The following is a 16,161-nucleotide window of genomic DNA, read 5'->3' as shown; positions in this document are numbered from 1 at the left end:
ACCGGGTGTCCCACATCTGGCCTCGAAGTGTGGGTACCACCCAGGCCTGCACCCACAAACCCCTGCGCCCAACTACTTGGGTCGCTCCAACTCAAACCGGTCTGTAGTTCGAACATACGTCCCGCCCGCCATGCGCCCTACGGCTTCCAGCTTCTCCGGCGCAATATGCAGTTCGCCTTCCAGCACTTGCTCACTCACGTGGAAGCGCACCACTTCTCCCAGCACGATCGATCCACCCCCCGGCAGCGCGCTCGCCACCACGATCTCCCTGAGCCGGCACTCCATCTGCACCCGCGCCCCGGCAACCCGCGGCGCCCGCACCACCTCGCCCGGCTCCACCGCAAGCCCTGCCAGCGCGAACTCGTCCACGCCCGGCTCTACCTGCGCCGCCGTCTCGTTCATCGCCTCGACTGAGGCTTCCGAAACAATATTCACGACGAATTCACCCGTCGCCACGATATTGCGCAGGGTATCTTTGCTCGCGAGCAGCCCATCCTTCGCCTCGCGCACCGAGGGGCAAAAACACACAATCGGCGGGTTCGCACTTGCCACCGTGAAAAAGGAGTAAGGCGCCAGGTTGTACACGCCGGCTTCGTCCACCGTCGAGACCCACGCGATCGGCCGCGGCACCACCGCCCCGGCCAGTAATTTGTAGTTATCCTTCGGGCTCAATTGTTGCGGGTCAAAACTCTGCATCGATTCCTCTGTACCATCCATTTACCGTTCCACCATGCAAGTGGATGCATCGCGGGCCGCCCGTGCATCTACCTTCTGTGAAGACCCTTTAGACCCATTGCTGCCCCACGCACACCCGTTGTCCCCGTTCTGCGCTCCGGCGCTCGGCCACAGCAGAGGAGAAAATCGCTGCACATGTTCGAATTCCACATCTCGCGCGCTGCCCGTGACCGCTACGGCGTCACGGAAGTCCTGTTCTCCTTCGACGGAAACGCCGTTTTCGCCAATCCCGCCGCCAGCCGCGCCCTCGCGCACCGCATGAACCAGGTGCGCGGCACGGAGAACGACCCCGCACAGCAGGTGCAGCCTGCCGCCCTGTTTGCCATGGGCCTCATCGACGAAGCAGCGCACGCGGTGTTTGAACACTACCGCCGCACCGTCAACCCGGCCGTGCTCACCCTCGCACTCGAGCATTTCGCCGAGCAGGTCGGGGCCGAAGAGCTGGAGCGTCTGCTGCTCGCCTTCGTCACGCAGTTCCCCGGCGTTGACGTCTTCTCGGGCGAACTCACGCCGCAGCAGTGGCTCGCCGGCACCACCGACGGCCTGCCGCACCGTGAAGCCGCGTTTGAAGAAATGATGCTGCTCTGGTTCGAAAACCGGAACCCGGCCTTCGCCCCTTTCCGCGAGCTATTCGACGACACCCCGCTTGCAGCGACCACCGTCTACCCCGTCGTGACCGCGGGTCTCCCCGCGTTCTTTGCTACTCAGGCCGAGTTCGGCGAGGGCGGCGGCAACCTCTTCAGCCTTTTGCTGCCCGTCATGAGCGGCGAAGGCACCCTGTCTGACCAGCTTGCACGCCTGCGTGCCCGCTGGGGTTTCGCGCTGGAGCCCATTCTTCGCCGCCTCCTGCTCGCCGGCGACGTGCTCAAGGAAGAAGAGGTCGCCCTCTGGCTGCAGTTCAACCCGCCCAGCGCCGAAACCCTGGCCCGCCGCTCCCGCTTCGGCGGCCTCAACGAGGCGCACGGCGAGGTGCCCACCTTTACCACTACACCCGAAGAGTACGAGCATTTTTCTCCAGATCTGGAGTGGATGCCGCGTACCGTCATGATCGCCAAGAGCACCTACGTCTGGCTGCACCAGCTCTCGCGTTTCTATGGCCGCGAAGTCCGCACTCTCGACCAGATCCCCGACGAAGAGCTGCAGTCCCTCGCCGCCCGCGGCATGAACGCCCTCTGGCTCATCGGCGTCTGGGAGCGCTCGCGCGCCTCGCAGACCATCAAGCGCCTCTGCGGCAATGCCGACGCGGTCGCCTCCGCGTATTCGCTCTACGATTACAGCATCGCTGAAAACCTTGGCGGCGATCATGCCTACCGTGACCTGCGCGACCGCTGCGCCCGCTTCGGCATCCGTCTCGCCTCCGACATGGTGCCCAACCACATGGGCATCGACTCCACCTGGGTCGTCGATCATCCCGAGTGGTTCCTGTCGCGCCACGACTCGCCTTACCCGGCCTACTCCTTTAACGGGCCCGATCTCTCCGGCGACGACCGCGTCGAGATCAAGATCGAAGACCACTACTACCAGCAGACCGACGCCGCCGTGGTGTTCCGCCGCCGCGACAAGTGGTCTGGCGACACCCAGTACGTTTACCACGGCAATGACGGCACCTCGTTCCCCTGGAACGACACCGCGCAGCTCAACTACCTCAGCGCACAGGTCCGGGAGCAGGTCATCCAGACCATCCTCCAGGTCGCGCGGCAGTTCCCGATCATCCGGTTCGACGCCGCCATGACGCTCGCCAAAAGGCACATCCAGCGCCTTTGGTTCCCGGCGCCCGGCGCCACCGGCTCCATCCCTTCGCGCGCCGAGTCCTCCATGACCACCGAGGAGTTCGACCGCGCCATCCCCGAAGAGTTCTGGCGCGAAGTCGTCGATAGCGTCGCCAGGGAAGTCCCCGGCACCCTGCTGCTCGCCGAGGCCTTCTGGCTCATGGAAGGTTACTTTGTCCGCACCCTGGGCATGCACCGCGTCTACAACTCCGCCTTCATGGTCATGCTGCGTGACGAGGACAACGCGAACTACCGCAAGGTCCTCAAGAATACCCTCGAGTTCGATCCCGACATCATGAAGCGCTACGTCAACTTCATGTCCAATCCCGATGAGCGCACCGCCATCGACCAGTTCGGCTCCGGCGACAAGTTCTTCGGCGTTGCCACCCTCATGGCGACGCTGCCCGGTCTGCCCATGTTTGGCCACGGCCAGGTTGAAGGCTTCACCGAGAAGTACGGCATGGAGTACTACCGCCCGCTCTTTGAAGAGTGGAACAACGACGCCCTGGTCGAGCGCCACAACCGCGAGATCGCCCCGCTGCTCCACAACCGTCAGCTTTTCGCCGAGAGCAGCAACTTCCTGCTCTATGACCTGTGGAACGATCACGGCGGCGTGGAAGAGAACGTCTTTGCCTTCTCCAACCAGCGCGACGGCGCACGCGCCCTGATCGTCTACAACAACAGCTACTCCGGCGCACACGGCACACTGCACCAGTCCGCCGCCTACATGGACAAGGGAGCCGGCCAGCTCCGTCAGCGCTCGCTCACCGACGCCCTCGGCCTTGCGGTTGAAGGCGGCGTAATCTTCGCCTGGCGCGATTCCGCTACCGGCCTTTCCCACCTTCGCCGCTCCACCGAGATCGCCGAGCGCGGCCTCCGTGTCGACCTTCGTGGTTATCAGTACATGACCCTGCTCGACTGGCGCGAACTGCGCTCCGACGCCACCCACGACTGGCACCGTCTCTGCGACGTGCTGCACGGTCGCGGCGTCGAGGACCTCGAGAAGTCCCTGCTCGCCCTGGAACTCGAACACCTCCACTCCGCCCTGCGCGCTGCCTTGGAACCGCGCCTCGTGCGCGAACTCGCCACCCTCGCCGCCGCCACCCCCGCGACCGTGAGCGACGATCCCGCATTGCTGCCCCATTCCGAGCTGCTGGAAACCTGGATCGAGCGCGCCGGAACCTTTGTCGAACTCGCCCGCGCCGAATATTTCAAGCGCATCCAACCCCCACCCTCCGACGAAGCAGACGCTGGCACTGCCCTAGGCGCTTCCACCTCGTCAACCGCCAGCACCTCGACAGAAGTGGGTGCCCCGCGTCTCGCCCCTGAGACGTGGGAACCACAAAAACCCGCAGGCCCCCAGCCTGCTGACTCAGCTCCCCGATCTGACACCCAAACCCTGGCCGAAGCAGAAGCCTGCAACGAGTCCGCCCTCACCCAGACCCGCCTCCGCGAGCGCGTGCAATCGCTCCTCCGCATGCCCCTGGTCGAAGCCGGTTTTGCCACCCCCTGGCCGCGGGAAGCCCGCACTCTGCTGCCTTCCAGCCACCCCGTCTCCAATGCCGGCTGGGTCTGGTCGCCCGTGCTCGCCTACACGCTGCTCGCCACGCTTGGCGAGTCGCTCGACCTCGCGGCTCCCGCAACCCCCGCGCTTACCGCCTTCGACCAGTTCGCCCTGCGCACCGTGCTCGCCGACTGCTTCGCTGCCGTCGAGTTCACCGGCGAGGACACCTGGCGCGCCGCCGCTCGCGTGCGTATCGCGCTTGATGCGGGTATCCAGCCCTCCGAGCCGGAACCCTCCGGCAGGCACTCCGAAGCAGTCGCCGCCGCGGCCGCCCACACCCAGTACGGCCTGCCCGTCACCGCCTGGGCCGACGGCGACACCCGCTGGCTCACCGGCGTCAACCTCCACGAAGGCACCACCTACTTCAACAAGGAAGCCTTCACCGAGATCCTCTGGTGGCGCGCCCTGCCGGATCTCCTGCAGCTCGCAGCCCAGCCCGTGCTCGATCCGAAAGAACTCGAAGCCATCGCCACCGAACTCGCCCGCGCCTCCGACGGCGCAGCCGAGGGCGGCTATCAGCTGCACCTCGCCGGCCCGGCCGCACACGGCGAGCCCATTGCGGTCCCACCCACAGAGCCCGACACGGCGCCACCCGCCAACGCCCTCACTGACGCGCCGGCAGCAGGCGCAACCGGCGACCACATCGCGGAGCCCGCAGCCCGCGTCGATGCCATTCTCGCCTCCTCGGTCCAGCAACACCGGGCCGAAGCCGTGCCCATCCCGCTCGACTCTGCGGTTCCCGCGCAGTCCTCCGTCCGCGACAATCCCCTTGTGCACGGCGCACCCGAGCCAGCCATCGCCGCGAAACTCGATGCGCTCCAGGCGGACGGTACCGCGCCCAAGCCGAAACCAGCACCCTCCTCCCCAAAGAAGAGCAGCCCCAAGAAACCCAGGAAGTCCTGACGCGCAGAACGCCCCGACCAACGGGAGGGCCACAACCCTCCCGTCACGAACAATGCACACTCGCCACGAAGTGGCCGCCAGCGCGCAGGCGGTTCGCTCTAGCCGTTCCAAAACAAAAAGGGCGAAGCCTCTCGGCTCCGCCCCTTTCTGTTGCCCAGCATCTTTAGAACTCTTCGTGAAACGCGACCTCGCCCTCGACCGCGACCTGGTACGCCGACACGCGACGCTCGAAGAAGTTGGTCAGTTCCTGCACATCCTGCAGGTCCATAAAGTCGAATGGGTTGCGCGATCCGAAGACCTTCTGCATGCCCAAACGCTCTAGGCGCTGATCCGCAACATACTGCAGATACTCACGCATGTCGCGTGTCGAGAGCCCGGCCACGCCGCCCTCGAGCAGATCCTCCGAGAACTGCAGTTCGGCATCCACCGCTTCGCGCATCATCTGCGTCACCTGCTGCTGCATGCGCTCGTCAAACATGCCCGGGTGCTGTTCGCGCACGGTGTTGACTACTTCGAATGCAAACTCCAGGTGCGCGCTCTCGTCGCGGAACACCCAGTTTGTGCCCGCAGCCAGCCCATGCAGCATGCCGCGCGAACGGAAGAAGTACACATAAGCAAACGCCGCGAAGAAGAACAGTCCTTCGATGCAGCCCGCGAAGCAGATCAGGTTCAGCAGGAACTGCCGGCGGTGCTCCTCGGTCTCCAGCGTGTCCAGCTTTTCAATCGAGTCCATCCACTTCGTGCAGAAATCCGCCTTGCGCGAAATCGAAGGAATGTTGTCGACCGCCGCAAACGCTGCATTGCGCTCCGCGGGTTCCGGAATGTAGTTGTCGAGCAGCGTCAGGTAAAACTGCACGTGCACGGCTTCCTCGTACAGCTGGCGCGACAGGTACAGCCGCGCTTCCGGCGAGTTGATGTGCTTGTACAGGTTCAGCACCAGGTTGTTCGAAACGATGGAGTCACCCGTCGCAAAGAACGCCACCAGCCGCTGGATCACGTGGACCTCAGCCGGCGTCAGGCGCTGCTTCAGGTCCACCAGGTCGGTCGAGAAATCGATCTCTTCCACGGTCCACGTGTTCTTGATGCCGTCCTTGAACATTTCAAAGAAGGTGGGGTACTTCATCGGACGCAGGGTCAAACACATCCCCGGGTCAAGAATGGAATCAGGTACATCTACGGATGACGACATAAGCAACTCTCCTTGTTACAAATCCATGGCAGATCTTCAAAACTTACAACCGCCTGCTGGCGCATAGCGCTATTGCGGCTGGCGGCCACTTCGTGGCACGTAGCCCTAAACTCAAAAACCAAGTCATCCTGAGCGAAGCGAAGGATCTGCGGTTCTCACTCTCCCGGCAGGCCCAGCAGGTGCCCACGTCTCGCTTGTGAGACGTGGGCACCACACCACTCAGCACCACCGCCCATCCCGCGGGCGCTTTAGCCTACGCAGGTGGTGGCTACTGGCAAGCCTCACAGCTTTCCGGGTTATCCAGCGAGCAGGCCACCGCGTTGATCGCCACACTCGCACTCGAAGCAGCCGGCACCACATTCCCCTGCGCCGCCTGTCCGACTGTGGTCTTCGCGATCCGTGTGGCCGGCCGCGAGCGCAGGTAGTACGTCGTCTTCACGCCGGCCTTCCACGCATACATGTACATCGACGACAGCTTGCCGATATTCGGCGACTCGGCAAACAGGTTCAGCGACTGCGACTGGTCGATCCACGCACCACGCGCCGCGCCCATGTCGATAATCGCGCGCATCGGCAGCTCCCACACCGTGCGATACCGCAGCCGCACATCGTCCGGCAGCTCGGTCAGGCCCTGCACGCTGCCTTCGGCCATCTTGATGCGCGCGCGAATGTCCTCGTTCCAGATCCCGCGCTCCTTCAGCTCATCCACCAGGTAGCGGTTGATCTGCAGGAACTCGCCCGACAGCGTTTCCCGCTTGAACAGGTTGGAAATCTGCGGCTCGATGCACTCGTAGCAGCCCACGATCGAAGCAATTGTCGCCGTCGGTGCAATCGCAATCAGCAGGGAATTGCGCAGCCCGTGCTTCTTGATCCGCTCCTTCAACACCGACCAGCGCGCCACGTCCTTCGGCTGCACGTTCCAAAGGTCGTACTGCAGCTCGCCCTTGGCCGCGCGCGTATCCGCAAACGTCGGGTGCGCGCCGTTCTTCTCGGCCAGGTCACAGCTCGCCACCAGCGCGTGGTAGTAAATCTCTTCCTGAATGCGCGTCGAAAGCTCCCGTGCTTCCTCCGAGTCAAACGCCAGCCCCAGCTGGAAGAAGACATCCTGCAGACCCATCACGCCGAGGCCAACCGGGCGCCACTGTGCGTTCGAGCCCGAAGCCTGCGGCACTGGGTAGTAGTTGATATCGATCACGCGATCCAGCATCGGCACCGCCAGCCGCACCGTGTTCGCCAGCTTCGCAAAGTCGAACTGCCCGTTGGTGACATGGCGCGACAAGTTGACCGATCCCAGGTTGCACACCGCGGTCTGCTCGTTCGAGGTCACTTCCGTGATCTCGGTGCACAGGTTCGACAGGTGCACCACGTTGCCCGGCTTGCCCGTCTGGTTGCAGCGCAGGTTGGTCGTATCTTTGAACGTCATCCAGCCATTGCCGGTTTCGGCCAGCGTGCGCATCATGCGCGCGTACAGGTCACGCGCCTTGACCGTGCGGAAGGCCAGCCCTTCGCGCTCCGCGGCTTCGTACGCCGCGTCAAACTCCGGCCCGAACAGGTCGGTAAGGTGCGGCACCACCTTGGGGTCGAACAGCGACCAGTTCTCGTTCGCATCCGCGCGGCGCATAAACAGGTCAGGGATCCAGTTCGCCGTGTTCAGGTTGTAGGTCCGGCGCGAGTAGTCGCCCGTGTTGTCACGCAGCTCCAGGAACGACTCGATGTCCGCGTGCCACGGTTCCAGGTATACGCAGGCCGCACCCTTGCGCTTGCCGCCCTGGTTCACCGCTGCAACCGAGGCGTCGAGCGTGCGCAGCCACGGCACAATGCCGTTCGAAAGGCCGTTGGTCGCGCGGATCAGCGAACCCTCCGACCGCACCCGGTGGAACGCCAAGCCGATGCCGCCCGAGAACTTCGACAGCAGCGCCACCTGCTTGTACGTGTCGTAAATCGCGTCCAGCGAGTCCAGCGGCGAGTCGATCAGGTAGCAGCTCGACATCTGCGGATGCTTCGTGCCCGAGTTGAACAGGGTCGGCGACGACGGCATGTAGTCATGCGCGGCCAGCAGCTTGTAAAAGGGAACCGCCTCGGTGACCGTCAGCGCCAGCCCGCACGCCACGCGCAGGAAGAAGTACTGCGGCGTTTCGATCACCTTGCGCGTGATCGGGTGGCGCAGCAGGTAGCGGTCGTACACCGTGCGCAGTCCGAAATATTCGAACCGGTCCGAGAAGTCATCCTCGATCGCGTTGTTGAGCTTGCGCGCGTTGTTGCGCACAAACTCCACCGCCGCTTCGCCAATCAGTCCCTGCTCGTAGCCAAGCTCAATCGACTGCGAGAACGAGTAGATGTTCTGCCCCGCCACTTCCTTCAGGATCGTCGCGTGCAACAGCCGCGCCGCCAGCTTCGAGTACTCCGGCTCTTCCGCAATCAGCGCCGCCGAGGTCTGGATCGAGATCGAGTCCAGCTCGCGCGTGGTCGCCCCGTTGAACAGGCCACCGATGGTCTTCGAGGCCACCCGCATCGGGTCGATGTGCGACAGCCCGTGCGACGAGCGCTGCACCGCGCGCACAATCTTGTTCACGTCCACCGGCTCCAGCCCGCCGTTGCGCTTGCGCACGGCCATCTGTGGAGGTGCTTCGGCCACGGGAAAGTCAGGGATCACATCAGCAAGCGTTGTTTGCAAGTCGGCCAAGGAGTTCACTCGATTCTGTCAGCGAGGCCACCAAAGCCTGCGCGAACGGTTGCGGTTGTGGTTGCAGTGCGAAGGCGAAACAGCTACCCGGGCCAGCAAACCCGTACGTTTCATCCAGTACGAGACTTGTGTGCCTCTTGAGTATCACCACTATATCTTGTGTCCCACGATCGGGTGAGCCCTACCTGCTGTGGAAAAACTTCGGAAACATACCAAAACCGGGTCACAACGGTACCTAGGTCACCTTGCGCTATCTTCGTATTTTATTCGCCTAACCTGGGCATGTCATCCACATTCTTCCGGGCCACCTGCCGCGTCATTGCAGCCGCCGGTGCAGAGACACAGGCATTTGCTGCTACTCGCGCCGCGCTCCACCAGCAACGAACACGTCCTCGGGCCCGCTGGCAGGTCGTCCTGCGGACACTTACCTTGGCTTCCAAAATTCGTCAAGATTGCTTCGGACACTACCAACAACTTTGCGCCGCATACCAAGGCAGGCTAACGCCCGCATCTTTCCGGGCATCAGAGTTCCTGAGAGAGCGAGCCAGCATATTGCGGCCATGGGCGCCGCCGTATGCCGCACACTCCTTTCTCCCGAGCGCACCGCACCGGCTCAGATCCGTGCGCAGGAGAGAAACGCCACCATGCTCGAAGCCAAACCCGAGCTAGCAACAGCCACACCGGCTCCGGTTTCTGGGCGGCTTTCCCCTTCGCCTGAGCTTGATCTCACCTCCTGCGACCGCGAACCCATCCACATCCCGGGCAGCATTCAGCCGCATGGCTTCCTGCTCGGTCTTGACCCGTCCGATCACGTCACCGTGTGCAGCCGCAACGCCGCCGACTTCCTCCAGCAGCCGCTCTCCGGCATATTCGGCCGCACCCTTCCAGACTTGGTCGGCATCACCGCCGGGAGCCGCCTGCTCGATGAGCTGCACAGCGAGCCACTCACGGCCGCTGCCCGCATGCTGCGTTCTATCACTCTCAGCGGTGCCGCACCGACCAGGGAGTTCGAGGTGGTAGCCCACCGGACGCCTGGCAAGAGCGCCCTCACCATCCTCGAGTTTGAGCACATTCAGGCGAGCGTTGACGTCGAGCGTCTCAACAACCGCCTCTACAACTTTGTTGCCTCCATTCGCACCCTCACCAGCATCCAGCAGATCTGCGCCGCCGCCGTGGCCGAGATCCGCGAGCTCACCGGCTGCGACCGCGTGGTGCTATACCGCTTCGATGAACAGGGTCACGGCCTGGTGCTTGCCGAGGAGCGCGTCCACGAACGCTTCGCCTCCTACCTCGGGCTGCGCTTCCCGGCCTCCGATGTGCCGGTGCAGGCGCGACGCATGTACCTCGCTAACCGCGTGCGCATCATCCCCAACGTGGATTACGAGCCATCGCCGCTGCTGTCCACGGCGCAGGGTTCGGTCGAGGCCGCCTCCGAAATCGATCTGTCGTCCTCGGTCTTGCGCAGCGTCTCGCCCATCCACCGCCAGTACATGCGCAACATGGGCACCATCTGCTCCATGTCGGTTTCCATCATCATCGACGGCGCACTCTGGGGACTGGTCTCCTGCCATCATCACGAGGCGCGCTACGTGCCCCTGCGCCTCCGTTCGGCCTGCGACTTCATCATGCAGATCGTTGCTTCGCAGATTGAGTCCCAGGGCAACAGCCATCAACTGCAACAGGCGCTCCACGCAAAAGACCTCCAGGCCGTCCTGCTGGCTGCAATGGCCGGACAGGAGCACTACATGGAGGCCCTTACCAGGACGCCGCAGCCGCTGCTCGACCTCGTCGGTGCCGACGGTGCCGCGATCATCGTCGCCGACAAGGTCTTCCTGGTAGGCATTACTCCGGACCAGGAGCAGGTGCAGGCGCTCGCCGAGTGGCTGCAGGCACAAAGTCACGATGCTCGCGAACCTGCCTTGGCGCCTGAGCCGGGCCATGAAACAGCCGGCGACGACGTCTTCGCCACCAGCACTCTCAGCCTCCATTACCCGGCCGCCGCTGCGTTCGCCAGCACTGGCAGCGGTCTGCTCGCGATCTCGCTCTCCAAGATCCACAACACCCGCCTGTTCTGGTTCCGGCAGGAGCTGGTGCAGTCCGTGCGCTGGGCCGGCGACCCCAAGAAACCCGCCGAACCCGCACCCGGCGGCAGCAGCAACAACAGGGAAGGCGTCGAGTCCACAACGCAAATCGCCGCATCCTCCGCCAACGAACTGCCCGCCAACATCGTGCACCCGCGCCACTCTTTCGAAAGCTGGCTGCAGATTGTGCGCGCCCAGTCCGCCCCGTGGACACGCGCCGAACAGCAGACAGCCGCCGAGTTTCGCTCCGGCGTCATCGAAATCGTGCTCCGTCGCGCCGAGGAGATGGCCGCGCTCGCCTCCGGTCTCCAGGTTGCCAACGAGGAGCTCGAAGCCTTCTCCTATTCGGTCTCCCACGATCTTCGCGCGCCGTTCCGCCACATCTCCGGCTTCTCCGAGATGCTGCGCGAAGAAGAGCAGGGCAGGCTTGGTGAACGCTCCGCGCAGTACCTCGCCACCATCATGGATTCCGCGAAATTTGCCGGGCAGCTCGTCGACAGCCTGCTGGAGTTTTCCCGCTTCGCACGCGCCCAGCTCACCGTCACGCCCATCGACATGGAAGAGCTGGTCGACCACGAGTGGACCGCCATCGCCTTTGACGAAGGCCGCGGCCGCACGCTCCGCTTCTCCCGCAGCCCCATGCCTTCTGTACTCGGCGATAACCAGTTGCTGCGCCAGGTGCTGCGCAACCTGTTCTCCAATGCCATTAAATACACCGGTCGCTGTGCCGAATCGGTGATTCGCATGGAGTGCGTTCCCGAACGGTTTACCAAGGGAACTCCTGACAGCACAGACAAGGCAGAAGCAACCTTCTCGATCACCGATAATGGTGTGGGCTTTGATCAGCAGTATGCCGGCAAACTTTTCGGGGTCTTCCAGCGTCTCCACCGCTTCGAAGACTTTGAAGGAACCGGCATCGGCCTGGCCAATGTGCGTCGCATTATCGGGAGACATGGCGGACGCGTCTGGGCAGAAAGTGAAGTAGACAAGGGAGCCACCTTTTACTTCACCCTCCCACTGGCGCCTCTACCGGAGGAAGCATGAGTGTGCTGAAACCAATTTTGGTCGTGGAAGACAATCCGAACGATCTGCAGCTGACCATGAACGCGCTGGAACGAAGCCACCTGGCGAATGAAGTAGTGATCGCGCGCGACGGCGCCGAGGCCGCCGATTACCTGTTCCGCCGCAACGAGCACGCGGACCGCCCAGTCGGCAACCCGGCCGTGGTGCTGCTCGATCTCAAACTGCCCAAGATCGACGGGCTGGAACTGCTCAAGCTTGTGCGGGAAAACCCCGAGACCAGTCGCACCCCGATCGTGCTGCTGACCTCGTCGCGTGAAGAGTGCGATGTCGTCACCGGCTACAAACTCGGTGTCAATGCCTACGTCGTCAAGCCCGTCAACTTCTCTGACTTTGTCCGCGCGATTCAGGATCTAGGGGTTTTCTGGGCTGTTTTGAACGAACCCCCACCGGGCAGCGCACGGGTTCTGCGGAATGGTTGATGGCCCCATGAAGAAGTCTTTTCACATCCTCATGCTTGAGGATTCCAAGCTCGACGCCGAACTCGTCACCGCTCGCCTGCGCAAGGCTGAACTACCGCTCGAGTTCACGCTGACGCGCGATCGTCGCGAGTTCGAAGAGTCGCTCATGGCGCAGCCTTACGATTTGATCCTTGCGGATTATTCGCTGCCAGATTTTGACGGCACTGCGGCACTGGCCCTGGCGCGCGCCAAGCTGCCCCACACGCCGTTCATCTTCATCTCCGGCCGCGTCGGCGAAGAGGTCGCCATCGACACCCTGCAGCGCGGCGCTACCGACTACGTGCTCAAGCACCGCCTCGAGCGCCTTGTGCCGGCCGTCATGCGCGCTCTCAAGGAGCAGCAGGAGCACCACACCCGCATGCAGGCCGAGGCCCGCTTTCGCGAAAGCGAGTCGCGATTCCGCCACGTCATCGATGCCGTCCCGCAGATGATCTGGGTGTCCCGCCGCGACGGCACCCTGCTCTACAGCAACCAGGTCTGGAAAGACAATGTCATCGACGACCTGCACGACTGGACCAGCCCGGATCTTTTCCACCCAGCCGACTACGCGGACTTCGCCACCGCCTGGCAGGCTGCCCTGCGTGACGAGGCACCCTTCTCGCTTGAAGCTCGTCTGCTGCGCCGCTCCGATCGCTCGTATCGCTGGCATCTTCTGCGGGTCAGCCCCATGGCACCCGAACCCGAAGCCGGCCCGGACGCCGAGCCCAACTGGCTCGGCACCGCTACCGACATCCAGGATCGCAAGCTCAACGAAGAAGCCCTGCGCACTGCCGAGAAGCTTTCCGTTACGGGCCGCATGGCAGCCGCGATCGCGCACGAAATCAACAACCCCCTCGAGTCGCTCACCAACCTGCTCTTCCTGGTGCGCCTCGAGTCCTCCGCAAACCCACGCGCGCTCGCGTTCCTCGACATGACCGACAACGAGCTCGAGCGCATTTCCTCGATCACCAAGCAGACCCTGCAGTTCTACCGCGACCCGTCCATGCCGGTCTCCATCAACGCCGGCGAAATCCTCGATGAGGTCCACCGGCTCTTCGCCACCCGCATGCGCGGCAAGAACATCAATTTTTCACTTTCGGTCGAGCCCGGCATCACCTTCCAGGCCATCAAGGGCGAGATCCGCCAAGTGCTGATCAACCTCATCGGCAATGCCATCGACGCCGTCGGGCAGCACGGCATCATCGGTGTTGAGTCAAGCGCAGGCTCCGGCGACCATCCCACGGTCAAGATCGAGGTGCACGACAACGGCTCCGGCATCACCGCCGAGCAGTCCCTGCGCCTGTTCCAGCCGTTCTTCTCCACCAAGGGCGTTCATGGCACCGGGCTCGGCCTCTGGGTCTCACGCGGCATCGTGGAAAAGCATGGCGGCACCCTCGAGCTCGCCACCACCGGCGACGACGCGAACTCCCGCACCACCGCCACCATCATTCTCCCGCTGGAAGCTCCCTCGGAGCTCGCCCACCAGACCGAACAACAGGCAGCCCAGCCTATCCACACAAAGCCCGCCTGACCGTCCCGGTATTGGCGCCCCATGTCTCGCTCCCGAGACGTGGGCACCACCAAGCCTGCCTCATCCCCATCAGTGTTGAGCAGACGGCCAGAAGGACCGGGTACCTTCACCCGCATCCTCGCAACCTGGGCACTAATCCAGCTTCGACTGCCCATACTCCAGCAACGTCACCAGCAGCACTCCTCCGCAGATATTCCCCGCAGTCGCCGGCAGAAGCCAGTGAAAGAAGCTCCCCACCGACACCTGGTGCGCCAGCACACTCGACAAAATCTCCCCACTGCTCGCAATGCAGTGCGAGAAATGCCCGATCCCGACCACAAACGTCATCGTCCAGATCAGCATCACCGAGCCCGTAATTGAGTGCGATCCCGTCACCAGCCAGGCCACCGTGGCAATAATCCAGCCACCCACCACGCCCGACCAGAACGCATGCGATGGCGTAATCGACACCGCCTCCACCCCGAGCTTCACCAGCGCGCTCAACATCTCCGGGCGGAGCGCCCCGGTCTTCACCGCCAGCAGCGCAAACAGCAGCGCCCCCAGCACGTTGCTTGGGAACACAACCGCCCACAACCGCATCGTCGAAAAGAAGTGCTTCTTCTCCGACAGCATCAGCGCTACGGGGTACAGCGTGTTTTCCGTAAATAGCTGCGAGCGCCCCAGGATCACCACCATGAAGCCGAGCGGATAAAAGAACATCGCGCACAGCCGCCCCGCAGGCGTCGTGCCCACCATCGACATCAGGATGGCCACACTCAGCCCGGTTAGCCCCATGAGCAGGCCGCCGGCCAGCCCAGAGATCGCCAGCGAAATGTTGGAGCGCTCCAGCTCCCGCTTGCCGCTCAGCGCCACCTGCTCGTAAATCTGGTTCGCGGTAGGGCGATCCAGGTCCTGCTGCGTTGAAGCTTCCGGTACTGCCCGTTTTCGTTCAACGGCAGGTAACGCCATGGTTGCCGCTCCTTGGTCCCGCGCACCACGCTGCGTGCCGGCCATGCTTCGCTCCACACTCTGGCGGCGTCTGGCAGTGCAGGTCGAATGCGACGGGGATAGCTCTTGATGTGCCGCGAGCGGCGTTATCCCATACTCAACCTAGACAACGCTTTGCTGAAACTCCGTACCCGAACAAACGCAGTTGCAAAAACAGCAGCCGTTTCTGCACCGTTGACTAGGCAGGAGCAGGAGCAGCAACCAGAGCAGAGCGGCGACCCGAGCAAGAACAATGCTCCCGGCTACCCAGCCCGGCCCTCTCGCGAGTGCTCAGAGATCCGCAGTCAATCTCAGTACCCTTCAACGAGGCGGGTGCCCCTTGTCTCGCTTCCGAGACAAAGGGAACCACACCCACCAGGCGCTCACCCGCCTTCGCCACTTCCGCACACACCGACCAGGTACCGGCCCACAGGCCGCTCTGCAAACACGGCGCCGTACCCGGCCCCAAGCCTCATCCAGCAAACTTTCTACAGCGAAACCTGGGCATGCTCACCCACCGGTGTCTTGCCACCCGTGGCCGCGCGCGTCAGCACCTGCACCTTGCGCATCACCGCGCTGGCCGGCGCATTCCAGAACTCGGCCTGCTCCACCTTGACTCGCAGCACGCGAATGTTGGGATCGCTCTCGCCCTCCGGAAACCATGCCTTGTACAACGGGTTCCACAACGCCGCAATCAGTGCGCGGTCATCCGACAGCGTCGCCCGCCCGCGCATTGTCACAAACGCATGCTTGGCGTCCGAGTAGCAAAGTCCCACCTCGGCATCCTGCTTGATCTCATCCACCTTGCCTGAGTGCTCTGCCGTCAAAAACACCACTTCTCCATTGAACGGAGTGTTCTGCGTTGCCATCGGGCGGCTGTGCAGCGTCCCGTCCGCGTGGATCGTGGTCAGCATCGCCACGTGAATGTCCTTGATCAACCCGGCGATCTTGTCGATCGCCTCCTCGCGATTTTCGATCTCTTCCCCTGCGCTCATGCTGTTGTTCCTCGCCACTCCAATGTGTGCAACGCCGCCCGCGCAACAAGTCACGCCATCAGCCACGCTGCCACTCTCTCTGATGCGCCCCGCCGCCCCATGGCATCCACCACCCGCGATCCCCACCAAGCCCGCTCCCCGATCTCGATGGGTGCCCCATGTCTCGCTTCTGAGAGGGGAGCTCCCAACCGCCCGCATCCACGCATCCAACGCGCAACCCCCGCA

At 63.4% G+C, this 16,161-nt stretch carries 9 protein-coding genes; 4 read left to right on the top strand and 5 right to left on the bottom strand.

Going from position 1 to position 16,161, the window contains the following annotated elements:
• Window positions 1–72: 72 nt before the first annotated feature.
• Window positions 73–717, bottom strand: coding sequence for a flavin reductase family protein (locus tag D1Y84_RS05220; RefSeq protein ID WP_233581154.1), 645 nt, complete (start codon window positions 715–717; stop codon window positions 73–75).
• A 153-nt stretch (window positions 718–870) separates the two neighbouring features.
• Here D1Y84_RS05220 and D1Y84_RS05215 point away from each other — a divergent pair, with 153 nt between their 5' ends.
• Entirely contained in the window at window positions 871–4,971 is a 4,101-nt protein-coding gene (locus D1Y84_RS05215) for an alpha-amylase family glycosyl hydrolase (protein WP_124847575.1), read from the top strand.
• A gap of 163 nt (window positions 4,972–5,134) precedes the next feature.
• On the opposite strand, the gene D1Y84_RS05210 is transcribed toward D1Y84_RS05215, so the two are convergent.
• Window positions 5,135–6,160, bottom strand: a complete 1,026-nt coding sequence (locus D1Y84_RS05210; protein WP_124847574.1) for a ribonucleotide-diphosphate reductase subunit beta — start codon at window positions 6,158–6,160, stop codon at window positions 5,135–5,137.
• 268 nt (window positions 6,161–6,428) lie between these two features.
• Window positions 6,429–8,843 carry a ribonucleoside-diphosphate reductase subunit alpha gene (locus D1Y84_RS05205; protein WP_233581153.1) on the bottom strand — a complete coding sequence of 805 codons (2,415 nt, stop codon included), beginning with the start codon at window positions 8,841–8,843 and terminating at the stop codon, window positions 6,429–6,431.
• Between the two features lie 644 nt (window positions 8,844–9,487).
• Here D1Y84_RS05205 and D1Y84_RS05200 point away from each other — a divergent pair.
• The 3 genes from D1Y84_RS05200 to D1Y84_RS05190 are packed head-to-tail and all read left to right on the top strand — an operon-like array spanning window position 9,488 to window position 13,975.
• Complete coding sequence (locus tag D1Y84_RS05200) at window positions 9,488–11,968, top strand: ATP-binding protein (RefSeq protein WP_158615332.1); 2,481 nt, start codon at window positions 9,488–9,490, stop codon at window positions 11,966–11,968.
• Window positions 11,965–12,426 (top strand): response regulator, encoded by a 462-nt coding sequence (locus D1Y84_RS05195; protein WP_199726362.1) that lies wholly within the window; start codon window positions 11,965–11,967, stop codon window positions 12,424–12,426. Before D1Y84_RS05200 ends, D1Y84_RS05195 begins: the two co-directional genes overlap by 4 nt.
• Window positions 12,427–12,433: 7 nt before the next feature.
• Window positions 12,434–13,975, top strand: coding sequence for an ATP-binding protein (locus D1Y84_RS05190; protein ID WP_158615331.1), 1,542 nt, complete (start codon window positions 12,434–12,436; stop codon window positions 13,973–13,975).
• 132 nt (window positions 13,976–14,107) lie between these two features.
• On the opposite strand, the gene D1Y84_RS05185 is transcribed toward D1Y84_RS05190, so the two are convergent.
• Entirely contained in the window at window positions 14,108–14,923 is an 816-nt protein-coding gene (locus tag D1Y84_RS05185; RefSeq protein WP_124847571.1) for a formate/nitrite transporter family protein, read from the bottom strand.
• Between the two features lie 506 nt (window positions 14,924–15,429).
• Entirely contained in the window at window positions 15,430–15,936 is a 507-nt protein-coding gene (locus D1Y84_RS17860) for a pyridoxamine 5'-phosphate oxidase family protein (RefSeq protein ID WP_158615330.1), read from the bottom strand.
• Window positions 15,937–16,161 lie beyond the last annotated feature (225 nt).

The sequence above is a fragment of the Acidipila sp. EB88 genome, from assembly GCF_003858395.1.
Taxonomy (GTDB): Bacteria; Acidobacteriota; Terriglobia; order Terriglobales; family Acidobacteriaceae; genus EB88.
Note: the sequence above shows the minus strand (reverse complement) of the source record. Positions and strands in the feature narration are given on the sequence as shown.